This window comes from Streptomyces sp. 796.1, assembly GCF_047525675.1.
Taxonomy (GTDB): domain Bacteria; phylum Actinomycetota; class Actinomycetes; order Streptomycetales; family Streptomycetaceae; genus Streptomyces.
On sequence record NZ_JBLIWA010000050.1, the window covers coordinates 12,694 to 35,703 of the forward strand.

General features: G+C 72.3%; 20 protein-coding genes, 1 tRNA gene and 1 riboswitch. Of the genes, 13 read left to right on the plus strand and 8 right to left on the minus strand.

Annotated features, from left to right (window positions below; translation table 11 throughout):
• Positions 1 to 124: 124 nt before the first annotated feature.
• The 5 genes from ACMA1D_RS28130 to ACMA1D_RS28150 all read left to right on the plus strand — a co-directional run bounded on the left by ACMA1D_RS28130 (position 125) and on the right by ACMA1D_RS28150 (position 3,430).
• Positions 125 to 547: a Mov34/MPN/PAD-1 family protein gene (locus ACMA1D_RS28130; protein WP_414726801.1), complete on the plus strand. Its 423-nt coding sequence runs from the start codon at positions 125 to 127 to the stop codon at positions 545 to 547.
• Between the two features lie 123 nt (positions 548 to 670).
• Positions 671 to 820, plus strand: a complete 150-nt coding sequence (locus tag ACMA1D_RS28135; protein ID WP_414726802.1) for a putative leader peptide — start codon at positions 671 to 673, stop codon at positions 818 to 820.
• Positions 821 to 924: 104 nt separating this feature from the next.
• Positions 925 to 1,221, plus strand: a complete 297-nt coding sequence (locus ACMA1D_RS28140; protein WP_414726803.1) for a MoaD/ThiS family protein — start codon at positions 925 to 927, stop codon at positions 1,219 to 1,221.
• Entirely contained in the window at positions 1,221 to 2,171 is a 951-nt protein-coding gene (locus ACMA1D_RS28145; protein ID WP_349997332.1) for a cysteine synthase, read from the plus strand. The genes ACMA1D_RS28140 and ACMA1D_RS28145 overlap by 1 nt, the downstream gene beginning before the upstream one ends.
• A 506-nt stretch (positions 2,172 to 2,677) precedes the next feature.
• On the plus strand, positions 2,678 to 3,430 hold the full coding sequence (locus ACMA1D_RS28150; protein WP_414726804.1) for an MBL fold metallo-hydrolase: 753 nt from the start codon (positions 2,678 to 2,680) through the stop codon (positions 3,428 to 3,430).
• Positions 3,431 to 3,629: 199 nt separating this feature from the next.
• Here ACMA1D_RS28150 and ACMA1D_RS28155 read toward each other — a convergent pair whose 3' ends face one another.
• Both ACMA1D_RS28155 and ACMA1D_RS28160 read right to left on the minus strand, forming a co-directional pair.
• Positions 3,630 to 4,991 carry a PTS transporter subunit EIIC gene (locus ACMA1D_RS28155; RefSeq protein WP_414726805.1) on the minus strand — a complete coding sequence of 454 codons (1,362 nt, stop codon included), beginning with the start codon at positions 4,989 to 4,991 and terminating at the stop codon, positions 3,630 to 3,632.
• A gap of 744 nt (positions 4,992 to 5,735) precedes the next feature.
• Positions 5,736 to 6,962, minus strand: a complete 1,227-nt coding sequence (locus ACMA1D_RS28160; RefSeq protein WP_414726806.1) for a PTS transporter subunit EIIC — start codon at positions 6,960 to 6,962, stop codon at positions 5,736 to 5,738.
• Between the two features lie 160 nt (positions 6,963 to 7,122).
• Here ACMA1D_RS28160 and ACMA1D_RS28165 point away from each other — a divergent pair, with 160 nt between their 5' ends.
• From ACMA1D_RS28165 to rdgB, 4 genes are all read left to right on the plus strand, one after another.
• Positions 7,123 to 7,407 (plus strand): PTS glucose/sucrose transporter subunit IIB, encoded by a 285-nt coding sequence (locus ACMA1D_RS28165; protein ID WP_349994996.1) that lies wholly within the window; start codon positions 7,123 to 7,125, stop codon positions 7,405 to 7,407.
• A 260-nt stretch (positions 7,408 to 7,667) separates the two neighbouring features.
• A complete protein-coding gene (gene rph, locus ACMA1D_RS28170) occupies positions 7,668 to 8,408 on the plus strand; it encodes a ribonuclease PH (RefSeq protein WP_414726807.1) in 741 nt (246 codons plus the stop codon).
• Between the two features lie 582 nt (positions 8,409 to 8,990).
• Positions 8,991 to 9,404, plus strand: coding sequence for a hypothetical protein (locus ACMA1D_RS28175; protein WP_414726808.1), 414 nt, complete (start codon positions 8,991 to 8,993; stop codon positions 9,402 to 9,404).
• Between the two features lie 120 nt (positions 9,405 to 9,524).
• Positions 9,525 to 10,127, plus strand: a complete 603-nt coding sequence (rdgB, locus tag ACMA1D_RS28180) for an RdgB/HAM1 family non-canonical purine NTP pyrophosphatase (RefSeq protein WP_414726809.1) — start codon at positions 9,525 to 9,527, stop codon at positions 10,125 to 10,127.
• A 109-nt stretch (positions 10,128 to 10,236) separates the two neighbouring features.
• Here the strand turns inward: rdgB and ACMA1D_RS28185 are convergent.
• The 3 genes from ACMA1D_RS28185 to bcp form a co-directional block, all read right to left on the minus strand.
• A tRNA-Leu gene (locus tag ACMA1D_RS28185) sits at positions 10,237 to 10,320 on the minus strand.
• A gap of 60 nt (positions 10,321 to 10,380) precedes the next feature.
• Positions 10,381 to 11,379, minus strand: a complete 999-nt coding sequence (locus ACMA1D_RS28190) for an HNH endonuclease (RefSeq protein ID WP_414726810.1) — start codon at positions 11,377 to 11,379, stop codon at positions 10,381 to 10,383.
• 320 nt (positions 11,380 to 11,699) lie between these two features.
• The gene (gene bcp, locus ACMA1D_RS28195; protein ID WP_414726811.1) at positions 11,700 to 12,167 is read right to left on the minus strand and encodes a thioredoxin-dependent thiol peroxidase; all 468 of its coding nucleotides are present in this window, start codon (positions 12,165 to 12,167) and stop codon (positions 11,700 to 11,702) included.
• 133 nt (positions 12,168 to 12,300) lie between these two features.
• Here bcp and ACMA1D_RS28200 point away from each other — a divergent pair, with 133 nt between their 5' ends.
• The 3 genes from ACMA1D_RS28200 to ACMA1D_RS28210 all read left to right on the plus strand — a co-directional run bounded on the left by ACMA1D_RS28200 (position 12,301) and on the right by ACMA1D_RS28210 (position 13,651).
• Positions 12,301 to 12,618 carry a DUF3618 domain-containing protein gene (locus ACMA1D_RS28200; RefSeq protein ID WP_349996860.1) on the plus strand — a complete coding sequence of 106 codons (318 nt, stop codon included), beginning with the start codon at positions 12,301 to 12,303 and terminating at the stop codon, positions 12,616 to 12,618.
• A 212-nt stretch (positions 12,619 to 12,830) separates the two neighbouring features.
• Positions 12,831 to 13,133 (plus strand): GroES family chaperonin, encoded by a 303-nt coding sequence (locus tag ACMA1D_RS28205; protein ID WP_055473105.1) that lies wholly within the window; start codon positions 12,831 to 12,833, stop codon positions 13,131 to 13,133.
• A gap of 92 nt (positions 13,134 to 13,225) precedes the next feature.
• Positions 13,226 to 13,296: riboswitch (guanidine-III (ykkC-III) riboswitch) on the plus strand.
• A gap of 34 nt (positions 13,297 to 13,330) precedes the next feature.
• Positions 13,331 to 13,651, plus strand: coding sequence for a multidrug efflux SMR transporter (locus ACMA1D_RS28210; protein ID WP_349996862.1), 321 nt, complete (start codon positions 13,331 to 13,333; stop codon positions 13,649 to 13,651).
• Between the two features lie 129 nt (positions 13,652 to 13,780).
• Here ACMA1D_RS28210 and ACMA1D_RS28215 read toward each other — a convergent pair whose 3' ends face one another.
• Positions 13,781 to 15,145: an MFS transporter gene (locus tag ACMA1D_RS28215; protein ID WP_414726812.1), complete on the minus strand. Its 1,365-nt coding sequence runs from the start codon at positions 15,143 to 15,145 to the stop codon at positions 13,781 to 13,783.
• 64 nt (positions 15,146 to 15,209) lie between these two features.
• Here ACMA1D_RS28215 and ACMA1D_RS28220 point away from each other — a divergent pair, with 64 nt between their 5' ends.
• Positions 15,210 to 15,596, plus strand: coding sequence for a MerR family transcriptional regulator (locus ACMA1D_RS28220; protein WP_414726813.1), 387 nt, complete (start codon positions 15,210 to 15,212; stop codon positions 15,594 to 15,596).
• A gap of 182 nt (positions 15,597 to 15,778) precedes the next feature.
• Here ACMA1D_RS28220 and helR read toward each other — a convergent pair whose 3' ends face one another.
• Together helR and ACMA1D_RS28230 are read right to left on the minus strand one after the other, a co-directional pair.
• A complete protein-coding gene (gene helR, locus ACMA1D_RS28225) occupies positions 15,779 to 17,926 on the minus strand; it encodes an RNA polymerase recycling motor ATPase HelR (RefSeq protein WP_414726814.1) in 2,148 nt (715 codons plus the stop codon).
• Positions 17,927 to 18,750: 824 nt separating this feature from the next.
• Complete coding sequence (locus ACMA1D_RS28230) at positions 18,751 to 21,438, minus strand: transglycosylase domain-containing protein (RefSeq protein ID WP_414726815.1); 2,688 nt, start codon at positions 21,436 to 21,438, stop codon at positions 18,751 to 18,753.
• Positions 21,439 to 23,010 lie beyond the last annotated feature (1,572 nt).

The following is a 23,010-nucleotide window of genomic DNA, read 5'->3' on the forward strand; positions in this document are numbered from 1 at the left end:
CACAGCGGGTACGGGCCGGGCCCGGCGGCGCGTCCGCACCCGCCCCGCCCCGGTCCGCGCCGGCCCCGCACCCGCCCCGAGCGGGCCCGTACCACCGCCGGGACCGTCTCCTTATGCTGTCGCCATGCTGACCATCACCCAGGCCCTGCACGACCAGATCGTCGCCCACGCCCGCGCCGACCACCCCGACGAGGCATGCGGCGTGCTCGCCGGTCCGGAGGGCAGCGACCGTCCCGAGCGGTTCGTCCCGATGCTCAACGCGGCCCGCTCGCCCACGTTCTACGAGTTCGACTCGGGCGACCTGCTGCGGCTCTACCGCGACCTCGACGACCGCGACGAGGTCCCGGTGGTCATCTACCACTCGCACACCGCGACCGAGGCGTACCCCTCGCGCACCGACATCTCGTACGCGAACGAGCCGAACGCGCACTACGTCCTGGTCTCCACCGCCGACACCGACGACGCCGGGCCCTTCCAGTTCCGTTCGTTCCGCATCGTGGACGGTGTGGTCACAGAGGAAGAAGTACGGGTCGTCGAGGCGTACTGAGCGGGCCCCTGGGGGCTGCGGGGTGGGGCGCGGGACGGATCTCATCTCACATGGCGTGATGCAACGTTTCGCCATGCGAGACGGGCTATCCGATGCCCGAGCGGGAATCGATACGATGAGCGCATGGTTGTCCATGACGTGAACGCCGCGAACCGCCGGGGGGTGACCCGCGCGCAGCCAGTCGCAGCCCCGGGCCCGCTGCTCGTGGCGCGGTTGCACGTCGACCTGTGCCGCCTCGCCAGCGCCATCTGTCAGCCGCGCGCAGCCGCCTGATCCTCGCGGCCCGCTCGTCCGCACCCCCGCGCCGTACGTCCACGCGCAGCCGCGTGCCGTTCAGTCGACATCCCGCCCCCGCACTCCGACAGGAGCACCCCGCCATGGCCATCGAGGTCCGCATCCCGACCATCCTCCGCACCTACACCGAAGACCAGAAGAAGGTCGACGGCAGCGGAGCCACCATCAAGGAACTCTTCGCCGACCTCGAAACCCGGCACCCGGGCATCCTCGACCGCCTGGTGGACGGCGGTGAGCTGCGCCGCTTCGTCAACGTCTACCTCAACGACGAGGACGTGCGCTTCCTCGGCGGCATCGACACCGAGCTGACCGACGGCGACAGCGTCACCATCCTGCCCGCCGTCGCCGGCGGCGCACCGGACCCGACCGACGCCGCCTGATGCGGTACGACAGCCCGCTGGACGCCGTCGGCAACACGCCGCTGGTCCGGCTGCCCCGGCTCTCGCCGTCCGACCAGGTGCGGGTCTGGGCCAAGCTTGAGGACCGCAACCCGACCGGTTCGATCAAGGACCGCCCCGCGCTCCACATGATCGAACAGGCCGAGAAGAACGGCCTGTTGACCCCGGGGTGCACGATCCTGGAGCCCACGTCGGGCAACACCGGCATCGCGCTCGCCATGGCCGCCAAGCTCAAGGGCTACCGCATCGTCTGCGTCATGCCCGAGAACACCAGCGACGAGCGGCGCCAACTGCTGGCCATGTGGGGCGCGGAGATCATCTCCTCGCCGGCCGCCGGCGGCTCCAACACGGCCGTACGGGTCGCCAAGGAGCTCGCCGCCGAACACCCCGACTGGATCATGCTCTACCAGTACGGGAACCCGGACAACGCGGGCGCCCACTACACCACCACGGGCCCCGAGATCCTCGCCGACCTCCCCTCGATCACCCACTTCGTGGCGGGGCTCGGCACCACCGGCACCCTGATGGGCGCCGGCCGCTTCCTGCGCGAGCAGGTCCCCGGCATCCAGATCGTCGCCGCCGAACCGCGCTACGACGACCTGGTCTACGGGCTCCGCAACCTCGACGAGGGCTTCGTACCGGAGCTCTACGACGAGTCCGTGCTCACCACCCGGTTCTCGGTGGGCAGCGCGGACGCGGTGCGCCGCACCAGGGAACTCCTCGCCGAGGAGGGGATCTTCGCGGGCGTCTCCACCGGCGCGGCCCTGCACGCCGCGCTCGGCGTCGCCGCCAAGGCACAGCGCGCGGGCGAGAGCGCGGACGTGGTCTTCGTGGTCGCCGACGGCGGCTGGAAGTACCTGTCCACCGGCGTGTACACGGCGGCCACCACCGAAGAGGCCATCGCCACGCTGCAAGGACAGCTCTGGGCGTAACCGCCCCACCACCACCAGCGACCAACAACCAGCACGGCAGACGACGGCGGCGGCCGGGGGACCCACCCCGGCCGCCGCCGTCGTCTGCCGCGTACCGGGCGGGGCCCGGTGGCGGGGGTGGCGGTGCCGGGGCGGAGTGGTTGCCGGGGCGGCGGGCGGTGCTGGAGTGGGCGGTGGCGGGGGAGCCGGGCACCGGCCGTGCGGGGTGGGCGGGGGATGAGGTGCGCCCTCTTCCCCGAAAGCGGACGGGCCGGGGCGGCACCCGACTCGTTCCCCTCCCTCGAACGCGGCGGGGCGGGGCGGCGCCCGAGTCGTGCCCCCTTCTCGAACGCCCGCGCCCTTACCGGTGACATCGCACACAACGCGTGTGGGTGGAGGAGCGACCGGCCCTTTCGCGCCTTACGCTCGTGGGCACCGCATGACCCCCCGGTCTCCGCCCCCTGGGGTTCCCCATGCCGAGGGCTGGGAACTTCGGCGCGGCGCACCCCCAAGGAGGTTCCTGCTTCATGAAGCTCACCGTCGTCGGATGCTCGGGGTCGTTCCCCTCCGCGGAATCGGCCTGTTCGAGTTATCTCGTCGAGGCCGACGGCTACCGGCTGCTGCTCGACATGGGCAACGGCGCCCTCGGCGAGCTCCAGCGCCACTGCGGTCTTTACGACCTCGACGCCGTCGTGCTCTCCCATCTGCACGCCGACCACTGGGTCGACATGTGCGGCTATTTCGTGGCGCGCTACTACCGGTACGACGGTGGGCGGGCGGGCGCCATCCCCGTGTACGGGCCGGAGGGCACCGAGCGACGACTGATCGCCGCGTACGACGACGTGCCGGACGAGAAGTGCATGCGCGAGGTCTTCGACTTCCACACGCTGGGCACCGGCACCTTCAGGCTCGGGCCGTTCACCGTGCACGCCGCCCGGGTCTGCCACCCGGTGGAGGCGTTCGGCTTCCGCATCGAGTACGGCGGCAGGTCACTGGTCTACTCCGGTGACACCGGCCCCTGCGACGCGCTCCACGAGCTCGCCCTCGGCTGTGACCTCTTCCTGTGCGAGGCCGCGTTCACGCACGGCAAGGAGGACATCCCCAAGCTGCATCTCAACGGCCGCCAGGCCGGGGTGCACGCGGAGCGCGCCGGCGTCGGACGGCTGCTGCTCACGCACATCCCGCCGTGGACCGACCCGCAGGTCAACCTGCGGGACGCGCAGGCCGCGTTCGACGGCCCGGTGGAGCTGGCCAAGGCGGGCGCGACGTACGAGCTGTGAGCACGGCGCACGGGGCGGGGCCACCCGCACTGCCGCGTACGCCGTGCCGACAGGCCCGTCCCGCCCGCGCGGCCGGCCCCGTACCGGCCCGTCTCGTACGGCTCACCGCACAAAGCGAAGGTCCCCGAACCGCGGACGGTTCGGGGACCTTCGGGGTGCTGGACCGGGGGGTGGACCAGCGCCTTGGGGATGGACGTCGTTACGTGGCGCTCTTGCCGTCGCTACCGGTCTTGGTGTCGGTATCGCCGGCCGCGGCCTGCGCTGGCACCTCAGCGGCACGCTCGGCCTTGGCCGCCTTCCGCGCCTGCTTGCGCTCCTCGGCCGCGGCCTCCGCGGCGGCCTCGGCGGCGGCGTCGTCGAGGGAGTCCTCAGGCTCGCGACCCGGGGTCGGGATGTTGAACTTGAGGATCGCGAAGCGGAAGACGGTGTAGTAGATCGCCGCGAACACCAGGCCGATCGGGATGATCAACCAGGCCTTCTCGCTGTGCGAGTAGCCGAGCAGGTAGTCGAAGAGGCCACCGGAGAAGGTGAAGCCGCTGCGGATGCCGAGCGCCCAGGTCAGCGCCATGGAGACACCGGTGAGGACGGCGTGGATGCCGTACAGGACCGGGGCGAGGAACATGAAGGAGAACTCAAGCGGCTCGGTGACGCCGGTGACGAAGGCGGTCAGCGAGATGGAGATCATCATGCCCATCACGGCCTTGCGGCGCTCGGGGCGGGCGCAGTGCGCGATGGCCAGACCGGCGGCCGGCAGGGCGAACATCATGATCGGGAAGAAGCCGGTCATGAACATTCCGGCCGACGGGTCGTCGTGGAAGTAGCGCGCGATGTCGCCGTTGTAGGTGGTGCCGTCCTTCGCGGTGTAGTCACCGAACTGGAACCAGGCGAAGGAGTTCAGCAGCATGTGCATGCCGACCGGGATGAGCAGTCGGTTGACCAGGCCGAATATGCCGGAGCCGATCGAGCCGTTGCCCGAGAGCCACTCGGCGAAGTTGTTCAGGCCGTCGCCGATCGGGGCCCACGCGTAGCCGAACGCCACACCGTAGATCAGGCCCGCGAAGGACATCAGGATCGGGATGAAGCGGCGACCGCTGAAGAAGCCGAGCCAGTCGGGCAGCCGGGTGCGGTGGTACTTCTCCCACAGCACGGCCGCGGTGATGCCGACCACGATGCCGCCGAGCACGCCCGGGTCCTGCGGCTTGCCGGTGACGTCGCTGACGAAGCCGGTCAGCACGTTCTTGTAGACGAGGAAACCGACGAGGGCGGCGAACGCCGTGGTGCCGTCGGCCTTCTTCGCGAAACCGATCGCGACACCCACACAGAACAGCAGCGCGAGGTTGTCGAAGAGCGAGTTGCCGGCGTGGGCGAAGATCTCGGCGAGCTTGTTCCAGCCGAGCCCGTCCTTGCCGAAGACGTCGTCCTGGCCGAGCCGGTTCAGGATGCCGGCGGCGGGCAAGGCGGCCACCGGAAGCTGAAGGCTTCGGCCGATCTTCTGCATGCCCTGGATGGCGCCTGCGCCCCGCTTCTTTGCGGGGCCCGCCGTGGCGGTGGCCGTACTCATGGGATTCCTCCTGGTGAGGCGGGCTCTCAGGGGGAATGCCCGCTTCCTGGCTTATCCACCTAAGTGGTTTAGACCATTTTTAGCACGGGCCTACCAGGGAAAGGAATCACCAATTTTCAGTGGACTGGACCACCCAGAGTGACTAGGAGCGATCACTGGTCCGGCCGTGTGGGCATGCCCGTGAGACCCCTTGTCGGGGCCGTGTGCGAAGGCCCGCGAAGGGCGGGTCCAAGGGGCGCACGGACACCCGGAAAGGTGTCGTCTTCGCTGCGATGTACGGGTCGAGCAAGGCATCCGGCCGCCCTACGCGAGCGCGCGGCGCCATGGCGTACGGGCGTGGGGCCCGACCGTCGCGGTGAGCGTACGGTATGCGCGGCATAAGGTCGACGGGCGGCGCAGCGGCCCCCGGTCACCCGACGGGGCCCGCCCCGGGCGGCCGACGGGGTATCGACACCGCCCGCACCCCGGAGGAACCGGCTCCGGTGGGCACAGGCCCACCAAATCGGGCACGTATCCGGCCCCCGCGCACCGGTTGAGCGGCCACATAACGACCGGGTGTCAGTGTGGTATCGGAACGCGCGGGCCGCCTCCGGCGGGGATTCTTCGGGTCTCGCGGGGCGGAATTCGCCGCCCATGCCCCTCCGGTCTGCGCGTGCCGCTCGCGGTCGCCCGTGCCGCTCCCGTCCGCGCGCTGCGCGCCCCGCCCGACGCGCAGCCGCGCACCCCTTCCCGCGCGTTCTCCCCTTACTTCACGTTCTCCTTCTCCAACTCCTCCGCATCCGGCTCCCGGCCCGGCGTCTGGAGGTCGAAGCGGATGATCAGGAAGCGGAAGAGGACGTAGTAGACGACCGCGAAGCACAGCCCGATCGGGATGATCAGCCACGGTTTCGTGGCCAGCCCCCAGTTGATGAGGTAGTCGATCAGGCCGGCCGAGAAGCTGAACCCGTCGTGCACGCCGAGCGCCCACGTCACCGCCATCGACACGCCCGTCAGCACCGCGTGCACCGCGTACAGCGCCGGCGCCACAAAGAGGAAGGAGTACTCGATGGGCTCCGTGATGCCGGTGACCAGCGACGTCAGGCCGACCGACAGCATCATGCCGCTGACCTCCTTGCGCCGCTCGGGCCGCGCGCAGTGCGCGATCGCCAGGGCCGCCGCCGGCAGCGCGAACATCATGATCGGGAAGAACCCGGAGGTGAAGATGCCGGCGCTGGGGTCGCCGTTGAGGAAGCGGTTGATGTCGCCCTGGTAGGTCTTGCCGTCCGGCGCCGTGTACTCCCCGTACTGGAACCACACGAAGGTATTGAGGAACTGGTGCAGGCCCACCGTCAGCAACGCCCGGTTGGCCACCCCGAACAGCCCCGAGCCCCACGAGCCGAGCCCGGTCAGCCAGTCGCTGAAGTTCACCAGCGCATCGCCGACCGGCGGCCAGATCCACAGGCACAGCACCGCGAAGAGCAGCCCGCCGAACGACATTAGGATCGGCACCAGCCGTCGGCCGTTGAAGAAGCCCAGCCAGTCCACCAGCTTGGTGCGGTGGTAGCGCTGCCACACGTACGCGCTCACGATGCCGAGCACGATGCCGCCGAAGACCCCCGGGTTCTGCGGCTCGCCGTCGTCCGGGAACTGCGCCAGTACGTTGTGGTAGACGAGGAAGCCGGCGACCGCGGCGAGCGCGGTGGAGCCGTCCGACTTCTTCGCCATGCCGATCGCCACGCCCACGCAGAACAGCAGCGGCAGCCCGATCGACGGGTCGAGCAGCGCGCCGCCCGCGCCCGCGAAGACCTTGGCCACGTTCTCCCAGCCCAGGCCGTCCGAGCCGAAGACGTCTTTCTGGCCGAGCCGATTGAGGATGCCCGCCGCGGGCAGTACCGCAATGGGGAGTTGGAGACTGCGGCCGAGCTTCTGCAAGCTCTGGAAGAAGGACGAGGTCCAGCTCTTCCGCGGGGCCGCCGCGCTACTGACGCTCATGACCGTCCTCCCGGCGGCAGTTGGCACCGGCCGTTGCCGCATACTGGTGTAGACCACATGTCGTCGCGGCATGGGTACGCCCGCACCGCGCCGATGATCGCCATCCTTCGCTAAGTAACGGACATATGCCCGCGAAGTTGGTCTGAACGTGCGTTACGGTATGAAAAACGCTCGGCGGGACCGCCGAAGGGCCGAGAAATCAGGAGTGGACATGGCCAGCAAGGCTGAGAAGATCGTCGCCGGGCTCGGTGGCCTCGACAACATCGAAGAGGTGGAGGGCTGCATCACCCGCCTCCGCACCGAGGTCAGCGACGCTTCCCTGGTCGACGAGGCCGCCCTCAAGGCCGCCGGCGCGCACGGCGTCGTCAAGATGGGCACCGCCATCCAGGTCGTCATCGGCACCGACGCGGACCCCATCGCCGCCGAGATCGAAGACATGATGTGAGCCACGCCCCCACCGGCGTACGCTCCCCGGCCCACCCCGGCCACTGACCGACGACCCCACCCCGGCGCACCCCACCGGCACCCGTCCGACCGACCCCAGGTCCGACCGGCAGCCGGCGCGACCGGCAGCACCGGCCCCCGCGACCGGCACGGGCGGCGGACACCACCCGGCGGGCCCACGGCGGGCCTCGTACCAGCGGCACCCAGCACGGGAACGCCGCACGGAACGAGGCCCGCCGCATTGCCGATAGGGTCGGCCCCATGTCTCGCATCGACGGCCGCACGCCCGAACAGCTCCGCCCCGTAACCATCGAACGCTCCTGGAGCAAGCACGCCGAAGGCTCCGTCCTCGTCTCCTTCGGCGACACCCGCGTGCTGTGCACCGCGAGCTTCACCGAAGGCGTGCCGCGCTGGCGCAAGGGCAGCGGCGAAGGCTGGGTCACCGCCGAGTACGCGATGCTGCCGCGCGCCACCAACACCCGCGGCGACCGCGAATCCGTCCGCGGCAAGATCGGCGGCCGGACCCACGAGATCTCCCGCCTCATCGGCCGCTCGCTGCGCGCCGTCATCGACTACAAGGCGCTCGGCGAGAACACCATCGTCCTGGACTGCGACGTCCTCCAGGCCGACGGCGGCACCCGCACCGCCGCCATCACCGGCGCCTACGTCGCCCTCGCCGACGCCATCGCCTGGGCCCATGGCAAGAAGCTCATCCGCCCCAGCCGCCAGCCGCTGACCGGCACCGTCGCCGCCGTCAGCGTCGGCATCGTGGACGGCGTCCCGCTGCTCGACCTCGCGTACGAGGAGGACGTACGGGCCGAGACCGACATGAACGTGGTCTGCACCGGCGACGGCCGCTTCGTCGAGGTCCAGGGCACCGCCGAGGGCGAGCCCTTCGCCCGCACCGAACTCAACGGCCTCCTCGACCTGGCCGCAGCCGGCTGCGCCGAACTCGACACCATCCAGCGCGCGGCGCTCGCCGAAACGGGCGAGGGGGCGTAGGGCTCGTAGGGGGGGCGGCGGGGCGGGCTGCGCCGCCCGTGCCGCCCGCGCCGTTCGGGTTGCTTGGGTTGGCCCGGCGGTTGGGTTGGCCCGGCGGTTGGGTTGGTCCCGGCGTTGGGGTTGGCTGGCTTGACTGGGTTGGTCCCGGTGGTCGGGCTGGTTGGGTTGACTGGGGCCGCCCCCGTCGGCCGAGCTGTTTGTGGTGCTTGTGGTGTTTGTGCCGCCCGGGCGGCAGGCCGCCCGCCGTCCGCACCGCCCGGCACGCGGATCGGGTGGCGGAACGGGTGGCGGATCCCGGCCCGCCGTCCCCGGCCCCCCGTCCTGGGGGCGTCCCGGTCTGCGGCCCTCGGTCGGGCCCGTCGTCCCCGGCCCCTCGTCCCGGGGCCGGCCCGGTGCGGGACCCGAGGCGGACGCTCGGCACGGGCCCGGGGGTGGGCCCCGACGCAGGCCCCGGATCGCGCCGTTGGCCGGTCCTCGCCCATCGAGCAACCCTCGCCGTACGCAGTGGCGTTTAGTGGGGTGTCAGGTACGGGAACCCGCAGCGTCGGCCCCGTGCACACCCGCTGGGGAGGGGCCCGTCCCATGGCCATGCGCCGCCGCATCACCACCGCCATCACCGCCGTAGCCGCCGTCTCGCTGGCCGTGCCGCTGATGGTGGGCTGCGACAAGGACGACGTCGAGAAGGCCGTCGACTGCGCGGAGCTCGCGGTCGACATATCCGACAACATCGACGACCTCCAGCAGGCGCTGCTCAAGCGCGCCGTCATGGAGGGCACGGGCAACGAGAAGAAGTCCGACGAGGCCCTGGACGAGATCAACAAGAACATCGACGAACTCGACAAGAAGACCGACAACCCCGACATCGACAAGGCCCTGGACCACCTCGACCAGGCCGTCGACAACGTCGCCAAGGCCGCCAAGAACGGCGAGAAGCCCGACTTCTCCCCCGTCGCCGACGCCGGCAGAGAACTCACCGGCGCCTGCAAGCCGGGCTGACCCGGGGGAGGGGCCTGGGGCCCGGCTGACGGGGCGGGGATCGGCACGGGCGGGCGGGCCGGGTGCGCCGTACGCACCGCGCGCGTCGGGCGGTGCGTGGTGGGCCCGATAATCGGAGGCATGACACGCCTGATCATCGCCACCCGCAACGCCCACAAGGTCGCCGAACTGCACGCGATCCTGAACGCCGCCGGCCTCGACGTCGAACTCGTCGGGGCCGACGCCTATCCGGAGATCCCGGACGTCAAGGAGACCGGCGTCACCTTCGCCGAGAACGCCCTGCTCAAGGCGCACACGCTGGCCCGGGCCACCGGGCTGCCCGCGGTCGCCGACGACTCGGGGCTGTGCGTGGACGTCCTCGGCGGCGCACCGGGCATCTTCTCCGCCCGATGGGCCGGCCGGCACGGCGACGACCAGGCCAACCTCGACCTCCTGCTGGCCCAACTCGGCGACATCGACGCCCCGCACCGCGCCGCCCACTTCGCCTGCGCGGCGGCCCTCGCCCTGCCCGACGGCACCGAACGCGTGGTCGAAGGCCGCCTGGAGGGCACCCTGCGCCACGAGCCCGCCGGCACCGGCGGCTTCGGCTACGACCCGATCCTCCAGCCCCTCGGCGAGACCCGCACCTGCGCCGAACTCACCCCCGCCGAAAAGAACGCGATCAGCCACCGCGGCAAGGCGTTCCGCGAGCTGGTGCCGGTGGTGCGGGAGCTGCTGGGCTGAGGTGAGGGTGATGCGGTCAGTCGGCGGCGGGGGAGCCCGGTGGCGCGCGGCTCGGCCGGGAACGCCGTGAGGGGCTGCCCTGATCGGGGCAGCCCCTCACGGGAAGCTGTGCGGCCGGAGGGACTCGAACCCTCAAGGGATTTCTCCCACAGCATCCTAAGTGCTGCGCGTAGGCCAATTCCGCCACGGCCGCTAGCCGCCAGCCATGGTAGCGGGCGGGGCGGGTGCTGGGCAGTCTGACCTCCTCGGGAGGTCACCGCGGCCCGTCGGGGCCGGCCCCGTAGCTCCCCTTGCGGCACCAGGTGTCGGTGGTCGCATGGCAATTGGGGCAGAGGTAGCGCAGGTTCTGGGGGCGGTTGTCGCACCAGTCGCCGTTGACGTGGTCGATCTGCAAGGTGATCCGCCGCCCGCGCCACTCGCCGGTGTTGCCGCAGAAGGCGCACCGGGCGGGCACGCCGATGTCGGTCAGCGCCCGGTGCAACCGCTCCCGCCGCACGCGGGGCGAGCCGGCCGGCCGCACCGTGAGGACGTCGCGGGCCCGAGCGCCCCGGCCGGGACGGCGGGGCTGGGTGTGGGTGCGTCTAGAGGTGCGGGTGAAGTGTGCGGTGTCCAGGCCGAGTTCCGCCACCCAGCGCTGCACGCGGCGGGTGCTCGTGTCGTGGGGCGGTAGGCCGAGCGCCCTGACGACCGCGGCGTAACTCGTCGCCCCGGCCACCGCCGCGGTGAGCTCCCGGTCCGGCCGGGACCTGCGGGCGTGCCGGAAGTGGCTGACGTCGACGGCCTGGCGTGCCAGCAGTCTGCGCAGGGCGGACCGGGAACGCGTGTCCTGCGGTATGCCGAGCGCCTGCGCCACCTCGCGCAGGCTGCCCGCCGCCGCGGCGGCCCGTACGAGCTCGGCACGGTCGTACGACAGCTCGGGGGCGCGGCGGTGCAGGGCCCGGAAGTGGCGGGTGTCGAGGGACGCTGCGGCGATGCGTCTGCCGAGGTGCGAGAGGGTGCCGGGGGCCGGCTTCGCACCGAGGTGGTGGGCCACCTCGCGCAGGGTCGTGGACATGGCGACGGCCCGGCGCAGGTCCGCGTCCGAGTAGGTCTGCCGGGCCCCTCGGGAGGTCAGGTGGGCGGCGTCGATGCCGTGCTCCGCGACGAACCGTTGCAGGGAACGGCGGCGGCCACTGCTGGGCCGCACGCCGAGCTGCCGCAGCACCGCCGCCCATGACGTGCAACGAGCCACGGCGCTGGCGACGTCCGCCACCCCCGGCGAGCTCCCGCCCGGCCCCGCGGCGCCCGCCCCATCCCAAGCCCCCACCCCGGCCCCCTCCTCGACCGCCCCACCTCACCCCGCCGGTGCGTGATCACGCCCGGAAGGGATGGGCGACCTCTGTCCGTCGCGTCCCCCATCGAACTGGTAAACGATTCCCGGCCGGCAGCGTCACGCCCAGATCGCAAGGAAATGCTGACTGGCTGGAATTCGGCCGTGGGTCGGGGCAGTGGAGGCGAGGCCCGGATGGGATGGGCCCCCGGGGTGAGGGCGGGGTGGCGGGTGGGGTGGGGCCCCGAGGGCACGGGGTCGGGTTAGAGGCCCAGGTCCTTGATGATCTTTGCTACGTGGCCGGTCGCCTTGACGTTGTAGAGGGCGCGTTCGACCTTGCCCTGTTCGTCCACGATGATCGTGGAGCGGATGACGCCGGTCACGGTCTTGCCGTAGAGCTTCTTCTCGCCGTAGGCGCCGTACGCCTCCAGGACGGCCTTCTCCGGGTCGCCGAGGAGGGTGACCTTCAGCTCTTCCTTCTCGCGGAACTTGGCCAGCTTCTCCGGCTTGTCGGGCGAGATGCCGATCACGTCGTAGCCGTGGCCGGCCAGGAAGTCGAGATTGTCGGTGAAGTCACACGCCTGCTTGGTGCAGCCGGGGGTGAGGGCCGCCGGGTAGAAGTAGACGATGACCTTGCGGCCGGCATGGTCGGCGAGGGACACCTGCTTCCCGTCCGCGTCGGGGAGGGTGAAGGGCGGCGCGGTGTCGCCGGGCTGAAGTCGCTCGCTCATGGCTCTCCTTAGAGGGGTGTTTCCGCTGCCCTGACAGTAGCCAGGTCCACGATGGGGGATTCCGTGGGGCATGAATCCGGCCGACCTGACAGACTGTCCACTACGACCATCGAGAATTGACGGAGGCAGCGAGGTGTCGGAAGCCAGGACCCCTGCGCAGATCGAGGCTGATATCGCCCGCAGGCGGCAAGCGCTCGCTGTGACGCTCGATGAGATCGGCATCCGGGTGCACCCGAAGACGATCATCGGTGACGCCAAGGCGAAGGTGGCCGGGGCGGTGGACCGTACGGCCGGGCAGGCGTACGTGGCCGCGAACCGGGCGGTGACCGATCTGCGCTCGCAGTTCGTGACCGAGGACGGCGCGCCGCGCATCGAGCGCATCGTGCCGGTCGCGCTCATCGCGGTGGCGGTGGTCGGGCTGCTGACGGCCTCGCGGCGCAGCAAGGACTGACCTGCGGCGGCCCGGCGCCCCGCTGGGCCAGGGCCCACCGGGCGGCGTCCGCGCCCGCCCCGCGCCCGCCCCGCGCCCGGGCCGTGTCGCGCCCGGGTGCCCGCGGCGGGCCGGGTGGCCAGTGGGCGGACCCGTCGGCGTGCGGGGGCGGCCGGGGCAGGTACCTTCATGGCGTGAGTGCCAAGACGTCCCACGACAAGTTGCCCATCCGGATGTTGCATGACCGGGTGCTGGTTCGTACCGACATTCCGGAGGGCGAGCGCCGTTCCAGCGGCGGCATCGTGATTCCGGCCACCGCCGCGGTCGGTCGGCGGCTCGCCTGGGCCGAGGTGGTCGCGGTCGGGCAGAACGTACGGACCGTGGAGCCGGGGGACCGGGTGTTGTACGACCCCGAGGACCGGGCCGAGGTGGAGGTGCGGGGCGTCGCGTACGTGCTGATGCGCGAGCGGGACCTGCACGCGGTGGCGGCGGAGCGCCTGGAGGGGTCGGAGGACTCCACGGGGCTCTACCTGTAGTCGTCGGCCGCAGCCCCGCAGCCCCGCAGCCCCGCAGCCCCGCAGGACCCGTACGGCCTGGCTGGCGGGTGGTCTCCGTCACCACCCGGCGCGGCGTGACTTGCTAGGGTCGAAGACATCCCGACGAGACGCGCCGTACCGGGTCAAGCAAAGACGACGCACCCCTGTTGAAGTTCGTGATTCACGGAGGTGCCGTCATGGCCTGGGTCCTGTTGATCGTCGCCGGTCTGTTGGAGGTCGGCTGGTCGATCGGGATGAAGTACACCGAGGGGTTCACGCGGCTGTGGCCGAGCGTGTTCACCGGTGCGGGGATCGTCGCGAGCATGATGCTGTTGGCGCAGGCCGCGAAGACGCTGCCGATCGGGACCGCGTACGGCGTGTGGGTCGGCATCGGCGCCGCCGGGGCCGCGGTGCTCGGCATGGTGGTGCTGAACGAGCCCGCCACCGCCGCCCGGATCTTCTTCGTGGTGTTGCTGCTGGTCGCGGTCGTGGGCCTGAAGGCCACTTCGGGGCACTGAGCGGGCCGCTGGACGAGCCGCGCACCAAGCCACTGAACGAGCCACTGAACGAGCCGCTGATCGGGCGGGGTACGGGCCGGCGCCCGTGCCCCGCCCGTCGCGTTCTGCTCCTTCTCCGTACCCCGTGGATCAGGTGGTGCGGGCCTGGCGGCGGCTCGGGAAGCCGTGCGTGCGGGCCGCGACGACCACGGCGAGGACCGGGGCGAGCAGGGCGAGCACGGTCCACGGGAAGGCCGTGGTGCCGACCAGGCCGAGCAGGACGCCGCCGAGGACGCCGCCGCCGGCCATGGCCGCGTTCCACAGCGTCACGAGCATGGCCTGGGCGGCGTCCGCGGCCTCGCCGCCCGCCTCGCCGACGGCGGTCTGGAGCAGCGTGGGGGCGCCGCCCCAGCCGAGCCCCCAGAGCGTGACGGCCGCGTAGACCGGGACGGTGTGGTCGGAGAGCGCCGCGAGTACGGTGGCCGCCGCCGCGAAGAGCAGGGTGCTGGCGATGGTCAGGGCCCGTAGGTGGCGGGAGATGAGGCTGCCCACGATCCAGATGCTGAGCAGCGAGGCGCCGCCGAAGACCAGCAGCACCACGTCGGTGGAGCCGCCGAGGCCGAGGTGGTCGAGGTAGCTGGCGATGTAGGTGTAGAGCACGGTGTGGGCCAGGACGAAGACCAGGGTGACGAAGAGGACCGGGGCGACGCCGGGTACGGCCAGCGCCCGCAGCATGGGGGCGCGGGCCCCGGGGCGTTGGCCTTCCTGGTCGGGTACGGCGGTGGCGATCCAGCCGAGCAGCGCGAGCGTGAGCGCGGTCATCAGCCCGAACGTGGCCCGCCAGCCGATCGTGGAGCCGAGGAACGCGCCGGCGGGCACGCCGAGCGAGAGGGCCAGCGGGATGCCGGTCATGACCAGGGCGATGGCCTTGCCGCCGAGGTGGGCCGGGACCAGTCGCCTGGCGTAGCCGGCGAGCAGCGCCCAGGCGAGGCCGGCGGCCACCCCGGCGAGGAACCTGGCGGCCATGGTGAGCAGGTAGTCCGTGGACAGTGCGGTGACGGTGTTGGCGGCGGCGAACCCGGCCATCGCGGTCAGCAGCAGCCGCTTGCGGCGCCAGCCCGCGGTGGCGGCGGAGAGCGGGAGCGCGGTGAGGGCGGTGCCGATGGCGTAGATGGTGATCGACTGGCCCATCGCGGATTCGCTGACGCCGAGGCTGCCGCTCATGGCGGGCAGCACGCCGGCCGGCAGGGTCTCGGTGAGGCTGGTGATGAAGACGGCCGTGGCCAGCGCGAGCAGGGCGGCGTACGGGAGTCTGGTGGTGGGGGTGGTTGGGGGCTGGTCGTTCGGCGGCCGGTGGTTCTGTGTGTGGTCGTCCCGGGCCTGGTCGTGTTGCGTCTTGCCGTTCAGGGCCTGGTCGTCCCGTGCCCGGTCGGTCGGCTGCGGGGCCGTGTGGGCGGTGGCGGGGGTCTGGTCGGGGGTGGGGTCGGGTGTGCTGTGCGGGGTGTGGGTGCGCATGCTCGGTATGCTCAAACCATCACATTGATGTGAAGGTCAAGTCGGGTCGTGCGGGGGTGGGCGGATGCGCATCGGAGAGTTGGCGGAACGTACCGGTACGCCGCGGCGGCTGCTGCGCTACTACGAGGAACAGGGCCTGATCGTCCCGTACCGCTGCGCGAACGGCTACCGGGCGTACGACGAGCGCTTCGTGGACCGGGTGTTGCAGATCAGGGGGCTGCTCGACGCGGGGCTGCCGACGCGGATCATCAAGCAGATCCTGCCCTGCCTGGACAAGCCGCGCACGATCCACTTCCCGGACGCCACGCCGGAGATGCTGGCCACGTTGGAGGGCGAACTCGCCCGGATGACCTCCCGCATCGACTGTCTGACCCGCAACCGGGACGCCATCGCGGAGTACTTGGCCGTGGTGCGGACCACGGCCGCGGAGGCCGGGAGCGCGGCGGGGTGACGGCGGGGCGGCAGCGGTTGCCCCGCGGTGGGGTGCCCCTGCCGCGTCCCGCGCCGCCCGCGGCGTGGCCGTCGCGCACCCTGCCGGCGTACCTGCCGCCGCGTACCCGCGCGTCCGCTGCCGGGCCCACTGCCTCCCGTCCCGCCCCTCCCGTACGCGCGCCCGCGCGGGGGCGCGCGGGGTCACGTGCTCGTGAGGACGACCAGTTGGCGGGTGGCCCGGGTCATCGCGACGTAGCGGTCGACGGCGCCTTCGACGCCCTCGCCGTACGCCTGTGGGTCGACCACCACGACCAGGTCGAACTCCAGGCCCTTGGTCAACTCCGGGGGCAGTGAGCGGACGCGGGGGGTGGCCGGGAAGGTGGGGGCGCCGATGACGCAGCCGGTGCCGTCGGGGTGGGTGGCGAGCCAGTCGGCGACGATCGCGTCGAGTTCGGCGGTCGAACCGTGGTGGACGGGGGCGCCGTCGGTGCGGATGGAGGTCGGCACGTTGGCGTCCGGCAGGGCGCTGCGGATGACGCGTTCGGCCTCGGCCATCACCGGTTCGGGAGTGCGGTAGTTGATGCTGAGCGAGGCGACCGTGACCCGGTCGAGCCCGACCCGTTCCAGGCGCTGTTGCCACGACTCGGTGAAGCCGTGCCTGGCCTGGGCGCGGTCGCCGACGATGGTGAAGCTGCGAGAGGGGCAGCGCAGCAGCAGCATCTGCCATTCGGCGTCGGTGAGCTCCTGCGCCTCGTCCACGACGATGTGCGCGAACGGGCCGGCCAGCGGCTCCCGTTCGAGCCCGGCCAGCGCGTCGTGGTCGATCAGGCCGTCTTGGAGGTCGCGGCCGTGCAGCATGGTCACGGCGCCCTCGCCGTCGTCGTCGGCGGCCAGCAGCCCGTCGATGACGTCGGCCCGGCGGGCCCGTTCGGCGGCGACGGCCGCTTCCTGGCGGCGCTTGCGTACGGAAGCTTGCGGGTCGCCGAGGCGTTGCCGGGCCGCGTCGAGTAGCGGCAGGTCGGCGACGGTCCAGCCGTGGTCGGCCGGTCGGTGGAGCGCGCGGACGTCCGCCGGGCTCAGCCAGGGGGCGCATCTGCGCAGGTAGGCGGGGACGGACCAGAGGTCGGAGAGCAGGTCGCCGGGTTCGATGAGCGGCCAGGCGCGGTGCAGGGCCCGGGTCAGTTCGGGGTGGTTGAGCAGTGCGCGGCGCAGGAGTTCGGGGGTGGCGTCGCTGTCGTCCTGCTCGATGAGCGCGGCGATGAGTGCTTCGCGGATCTGGTCGTGCGCCTCGTTGTGCGGGGTGCCGGGTTCGACGGCGGCGAACGCGGCGGCCCAGTCGTCGGGCCCGATCCACAGGTCGGCCCAGTGGGTGCTGATCTCGGTGGCTTCGGTGGGTGGCTCCTCGTAGAGTGCGACGGCCGGTTCGACGGCCCGTACGAGGTCGGCGGTGGACTTGAGCGCGGCCACCTGCGGGTCGCGTTCCTCGGTGGCCGCCGCGCCCTCGGGGAGCAGGTCGCGCAGGGTGCAGGTGCGGACGCCCTCTTCGCCGAGGCTGGGCAGGACGTCGGCGACGTACGACAGGTAGGGCTGGTGCGGGCCGACGAACAGCACGCCGCCGCGGCGGTGGCGAAGGCGCGGGTCGGCGTAGAGCAGGTGGGCGGCGCGGTGCAGGGCGACGACGGTCTTGCCGGTGCCGGGGCCGCCGTCGACGACGAGCGCGCCGCGCGAGCCGGCCCTGATGATGGCGTCCTGGTCGGCCTGGATGGTGGCGAGCACGTCGCGCATCCGGTCCGACCGGTCGCCGCCCAGGCTGGCGATGAACGCGGACTGGTCGTCGAGCGCGGCGTGCCCGGCCAGGCCGTCGGTGGTGAACACCTCGTCCCAGTAGTCGCTGACCCGGCCGGCGGTCCAGCGGTAGCGGCGGCGGCTCGCCAGGCCCATCGGGTGGGCGTGGGTGGCGGCGAAGAAGGGTTCGGCCGCCGGCGAGCGCCAGTCGAGCAGCAGCCGGTTGCCGGTGTCGTCGGTGAGGCCGAGGCGACCGACGTACACCGGCGCCCCGCCGTCGGCGGGGACCATGTGTCCCAGGCACAGGTCGAGCCCGAAGCGGCGCAACGTGCGGAGCCTGGCGGTGAGTTGGTGGATCTCGACGTCCCGGTCCAGGGCCGCGCGGCCGATGCCGCCCGGTGCCTTGCGGGTCGCGTCGAGCCGCCCTTCGAGTTCGGCGATCGAGGTTTCGAGGCAGTGGGCGATGGCGGCGAACTGCTGCTCGTCGCCGCCGATCAGCGCCGGGGTGGCCTTGCCCGCGAGCCGGTCGGGGAGCTGGAAGGCGCTGGTGGTCAGGGGGTTCATGGCATCAGCTCCGGTGCGGGGTCGGCGCCGCGACGGTCCGTGGTGCGGCTGTGGGCTCGGCGCCGGTGTGCGCCCGTACGGGGTGGGGAGCCGGGGTCTGGCAGCCGGCATACGGCTCGATGACGGACAACAGCCAATGCACTTCGCGTATCTCGCAATTCTGTGGGTTCCGCTCTCGGTCCGCGGATTCTGCCCCACCGGAGGGGCCTTGCCGCAAGGCCCCCCGTGCGCTATACGTTGAGAGTGGCGAGAGGTGGGAACTCCCTCTCGCGGGCGGCGTCGACGCCGCGACCTTTCTCTCTGTGGCGGTGCGCTAGCCGCTCTGGGTGTGTTCCGGGTGTGCCCTGGGTGTGTCGGGCCTGCTGCTCCCACGTGTGACTCCGCGGCCCCGCGATGTGGCAGCCCCGGCAGCCTTGCGGTTCGGTGGCCCGGTGGATTTCCTGTGCCCGGTGAGTCGTACGAATCGGGTTGTGCGGTGACCTGTCCTGGCGGTAACTCCCTTGGTCCGCAAGGGTGTTGGCGTTCGCTGTCTGGGTGGCCAGGTGGCTGACTGGCTGTGGGGTTGGTGTCTTGGTTGTCTCGGGTGTCTTGGGTGTCTTCGGTGTCTCGGGTTGGTCAGGCGGGCGGGCCACCTTCGTGGGCGGGGGTGGGAGATGGGTGGGTGGGTGCGGGATGGCTGTGGGAAGCGGCGACAGCCCCCGTACGGGAAGCGGCGACAGCCACCCGTGGTGATCGGCGGCAGCCACCCACCCGCGGGGCGAACGCCGACAGCCGCCCCCCGGGTAGGGAGCGGCTGTCGCATGGGTGGGTGGTGGCTGGCTGGGTCAGCCGGTGCCGGTGGTGGCGTTCGTGCCGGGGTCCGTGCCCGCGGCGTCGCCGCCGCCGGGGCTGCCCTCGCCGCCCGGGCCCGCGGGCCCGCCCGCACCGCCGGGGGCGCCACCCGCGCCGCCCGGAGTGCCCGTTTCGCCGCCTGGGTCCCCGCCGGGGCCACCACCCGCCCCGCCGGGGGTGCCTATCGGGCCGCCCGGGTCACCGGAGACGCCGCCGCCGGGGAGGCCGCCGGTGGGTGGGGTGAAGGTGGGCGTGGTCGGCACCTCGGGGGTGGACGTCGTGGGGTCGTCGGACGGGGTGTCCGTCGGGGCGCTGGGCTCGTCGCTCTCGGGGGCCGAGGGCTCGTCCGTCGGCTCCGTCTCGCTGTCGGTCGGGGTGTCGGCCGGGGCCGACGGGGGCAGCGACGTGTCGTCGGCGCCCTCCTCCAGCTTGAGGTCGAACTCGACCGGCTCCTTCCCGGCCAGCGCCTTCTTGGTGTACGCGGCCCAGATCTCGGCCGGGTAGCCGCCGCCGTTGATGCGCCGGAGCCCGGTCGCCCCGTACAGCGGCTTCTGCGCGCCGGTGTTGGAGTCCTGGCCCATCACCGCGACCACGGTGGCCAGGTCGGGCGTGTAGCCGGCGAACCAGGCCGCCTTGTCCTCCTCGGCGGTGCCGGTCTTGCCGGCGGCCGGGCGGTCGGCGGCGAGCGCCGCGGTGCCGGTGCCGCCCTGCACCACGCTCTGGAGGATCGCGGTGGTGGTGTCGGCCGCGTCGCGGGCCACGCCCTGCTCGGGGGTGCGGTCCGGCAGTTCGACCTTGCCGCCGTCCTTGGTGATCTCCACGACCAGGCCGTACGGGGCGTGCTTGCCGTGGTTGGCGAGCGTGGCGTACGCGCCGGTCATGTCGAGGACGCTGGCGTTGGCGGGGCCGAGTGCGATGGACGGGCTGGCGGTGAGGTCCGGGGTCTGCTCGGGGATGCCGAGGTTGACCGCGGTCTTCTTGACCTTGTCCGGGCCGACGTCCACGGCCATCTGGGCGTAGACGGAGTTGACGGACTTGTCGGTGGCGCCGGTGACGTTGATCTGCCCGTACGAGTAGTCGTCCTCGTTGGCCGGCGCGTAGCTGGTGCCGTCGCCGGCGCCGACGACGGGGCGCTTGTTGGTGCCGTCGTAGACCGTGTTCGGGGTGATCCGCTGGCCGCTCTGGGTCACCGAGTCGTTCTCCACGGCCGAGGTGAAGACGAACGGCTTGAAGGTCGATCCGACCTGGTAGTCGCGTCGGGTGGCGTTGTTGACGTACTGCTTGGTGTAGTCGATGCCGCCGTACAGCGCGACCACGTTGCCGGTGGCCGGGTCGATGGAGGCGCCGCCGACGCGTACGTACTTGTCGACCTTGTTGGACTTGCTGAGCTTGCGCATCAGCTTCTTGTCGACCGACTCGACGAACGCGTCCTGCTTCTTCTTGTCGATGGTGGTGGTGATCCGGTAGCCGCCGGCCGCCAGGTCCTTCTCGTCGATGATCTTGTTGCTGGTGATGTAGTCCTTGACCGCCTCGACCAGGTAGCCGCGCTGCCCGGACATGCTGGAGGTGGGCTTGGCGGGGTCGGGGGTGGGGAACTTGATGGTCTTGCGCTCGGCCTCGTCCAGCCAGCCCTTCTCGACCATGCCGCCCAGCACGTACTCCCAGCGGGCGACCGCGCGCTCCTTGTTCTCCGGGTGCACCACGACGTCGTACGCGCTCGGCGCGTTCAGCAGGGTGGCCAGGTACGCGCTCTCGCCGGTGGTCAGCTCGTCGGTGTCCTTGCCGTAGTACGCCTGCGCGGCCGACTGGATGCCGTACGCGTTGCGGCCGAAGTAGCTGGTGTTGAGGTAGCCCTCAAGGATGTCCTTCTTGCTCACCTCCCGGTCCAGCTTGATCGCGATGAAGAACTCCTTGGCCTTGCGGGTGACCGTCTGGTCCTGGTCCAGGTAGTAGTTCTTCACGTACTGCTGGGTGATGGTCGAGCCGGACTGCTTGCCCTTGCCGGTCGCGGTGTTCCAGGCGGCGCGCAGCATGGCCGCCGGGTTGACCGCGGACTCCGAGTAGAAGTCGCGGTCCTCGGCGGCGAGCACGGCGTTCTGGGTGGTCTTGGGCACGCTGCTGAGCGGCACGTTCTCGCGGTTCACGGCGCCCTCGCGGGCCAACTGCGAGCCGTCGGAGTACAGGTAGACGTTGCTCTGCGCGATGGCCGCCTTGTTCGCAGCCGGGATGTCCACCAGCAGGTAGCCGGTGACCAGCGTGCCGCCGATCAGGACCAGCAGGAACAGGAACGCGCCGAGCACCATCCGCCAGGTGGGCAGCGCCCGGCGCCAGCCGGTGCGCTTGCGCCGCTGCTTCTTGGCCTTCTTGGCGTTCTTGCCGCCCTTGCCGACGGTCGTTATGTCGTTGTCCGGGCGGTCGGGCCAGCCGTCCGCGGCGTGGCCGCCTCCGGTGCTCGGTGGCTCGCCGCCGCCGAACCCGCCGGAGCCGGCACCGCCGGCGCCCGCGCCGGAACCGGCACCTGCGCCCGCTCCCGCCCCGGCCCCGGCTGCCCCGGAGGGGCCGGTTCCGGCGCGTCCTGCCGGGCCGCTGCGGCCGGCGCCGCCCTTGCCGGGGCCGCCGCCGGGCCGACCCGCGCCGGAACCACTGCTCCGGCCCGGCCCACCCGTGCCACCCGCGGCCATCGCGGCGGCCGAACCGCCGACTGCACCAGCCGCACCGGCCGCACCGGCCGCACCTCCGGCTGCCGCGCCGGTGGATGCGCCGCGCCCGGCGGCTTTCGCGCCACCGGCCGCTGCCGCGCTGCCCGCGACGGCCGCACCACCTGCGACGGCCGCACCGCGTCCTGACCTGCCGCGGCGCGTCCCGGCGGGGCCGTCCGACGTCGGGCGCAGTACCGCAGTCTCCTCGCTGGGCGTCGCCCGGCCGCCGCGCCCGGGGGCGGCGGGGTCGGGACCGCCCGGCGTGGGGCGCAGCAGGGCGGTCCGGTCGTCACTAGCGCCGGCACCGGGGCCGGCACCGGGACGACCCGTACCGGTACTGCGGGTACCGGGACCACGGGTACCGGGAGCGCCGGTACTGGTACCGCGAGTGCTGGTACCGCGAGTGCTGGGACCACCCGTACCGGGGCCACCCGCGCCAGGAGCGCCCGTGCTGGTGCCGCGGGTACCGGCATCGCTTGTACCCGTACCGCGGGTACCGGCATCACCCGTACCCGTGCTGCGGGTACCGGCATCACCCGTACCCGTACTGCGGGTACCGGGACCACCCGTACCCGTACCGCCAGCACCAGCACCGCCGTTACGCGGCTTGCGGGGCTCGAAGAAGCTGCCGCCCGAGTCGCTCGTGCTGGGGCTGCTCGTGCCGGGGCCAGCCGTGCTGGTACCGCCCGCACCCGTGCTGCGGGTACCGGGACCACCCGTACCAGCACTGCCCGTACCCGTAGCGCCCGTACCCGCAGCGCCCGTACTGGTACCGCGAGTACCGGGACCGCCCGTACCAGAGCCACCCGTACCCGCAGCGCCCGTACCGGTACCGCCAACACCCGCACCGCCGGCACCCGCACCGCGAGTGCCGGGACGGCCCGTACCGGTACCGCCAGCACCAGCACCAGCACCGCCACCGCCAGCACCGCCGTTACGCGGCTTGCGGGGCTCGAAGAGGCTGCCGCCGGAGGTGCCCGGTCCGGAGCCGGCAGTGACCGAGCCCGAGCTCGATCCTGCGCGCGGGCCCGGCAGTCGGCCGGTGTCCCCGCTCGCCGCGGCTGCGGTGCCGGCGGGCCCGCCCTCGCCCTTGCGCGGCGCGGGCGGTCGGCCGGCCGGGCGGCGGGGCAGCGTGCCGGTGGCCTCCTCGCGTCCCGGCGCGTCCGTGGAGCGCTGGCCGAGACCGTCGCCGAGGGTCGTGGGGCCCTTGGCGCGGGGTGCCGGGCCGGTGTCGGGGCCGGTCGGGGTGGAGCCGCGCGGGGGGCGCGGCGGGGTGCCGTGGGGGGAGGAGTGGCCCGCGCCGGTCCGGGATGAGCCGGAGCGCTGGCTGTCGGTGTCTTGGCTGTCGGCGCTGCGCTGGCCGGCGCCCTGTGGGGGAGCGCCCGTTCCGCCTGGTCGAGGCCGGTCGGCGGCGGGGCCGCCGGCGGGCTTGGTGCCGCTACCGCTGCCCTGGGCGCCGGGGTCGCTCCCCGCGGCGGCGGCGTTGCCGTCGCCCTTGGCGCTCTGTTGCTGAGGCTCGTCGGTCATGTGTGTAGGGACTCCTCGGCCGCCGCC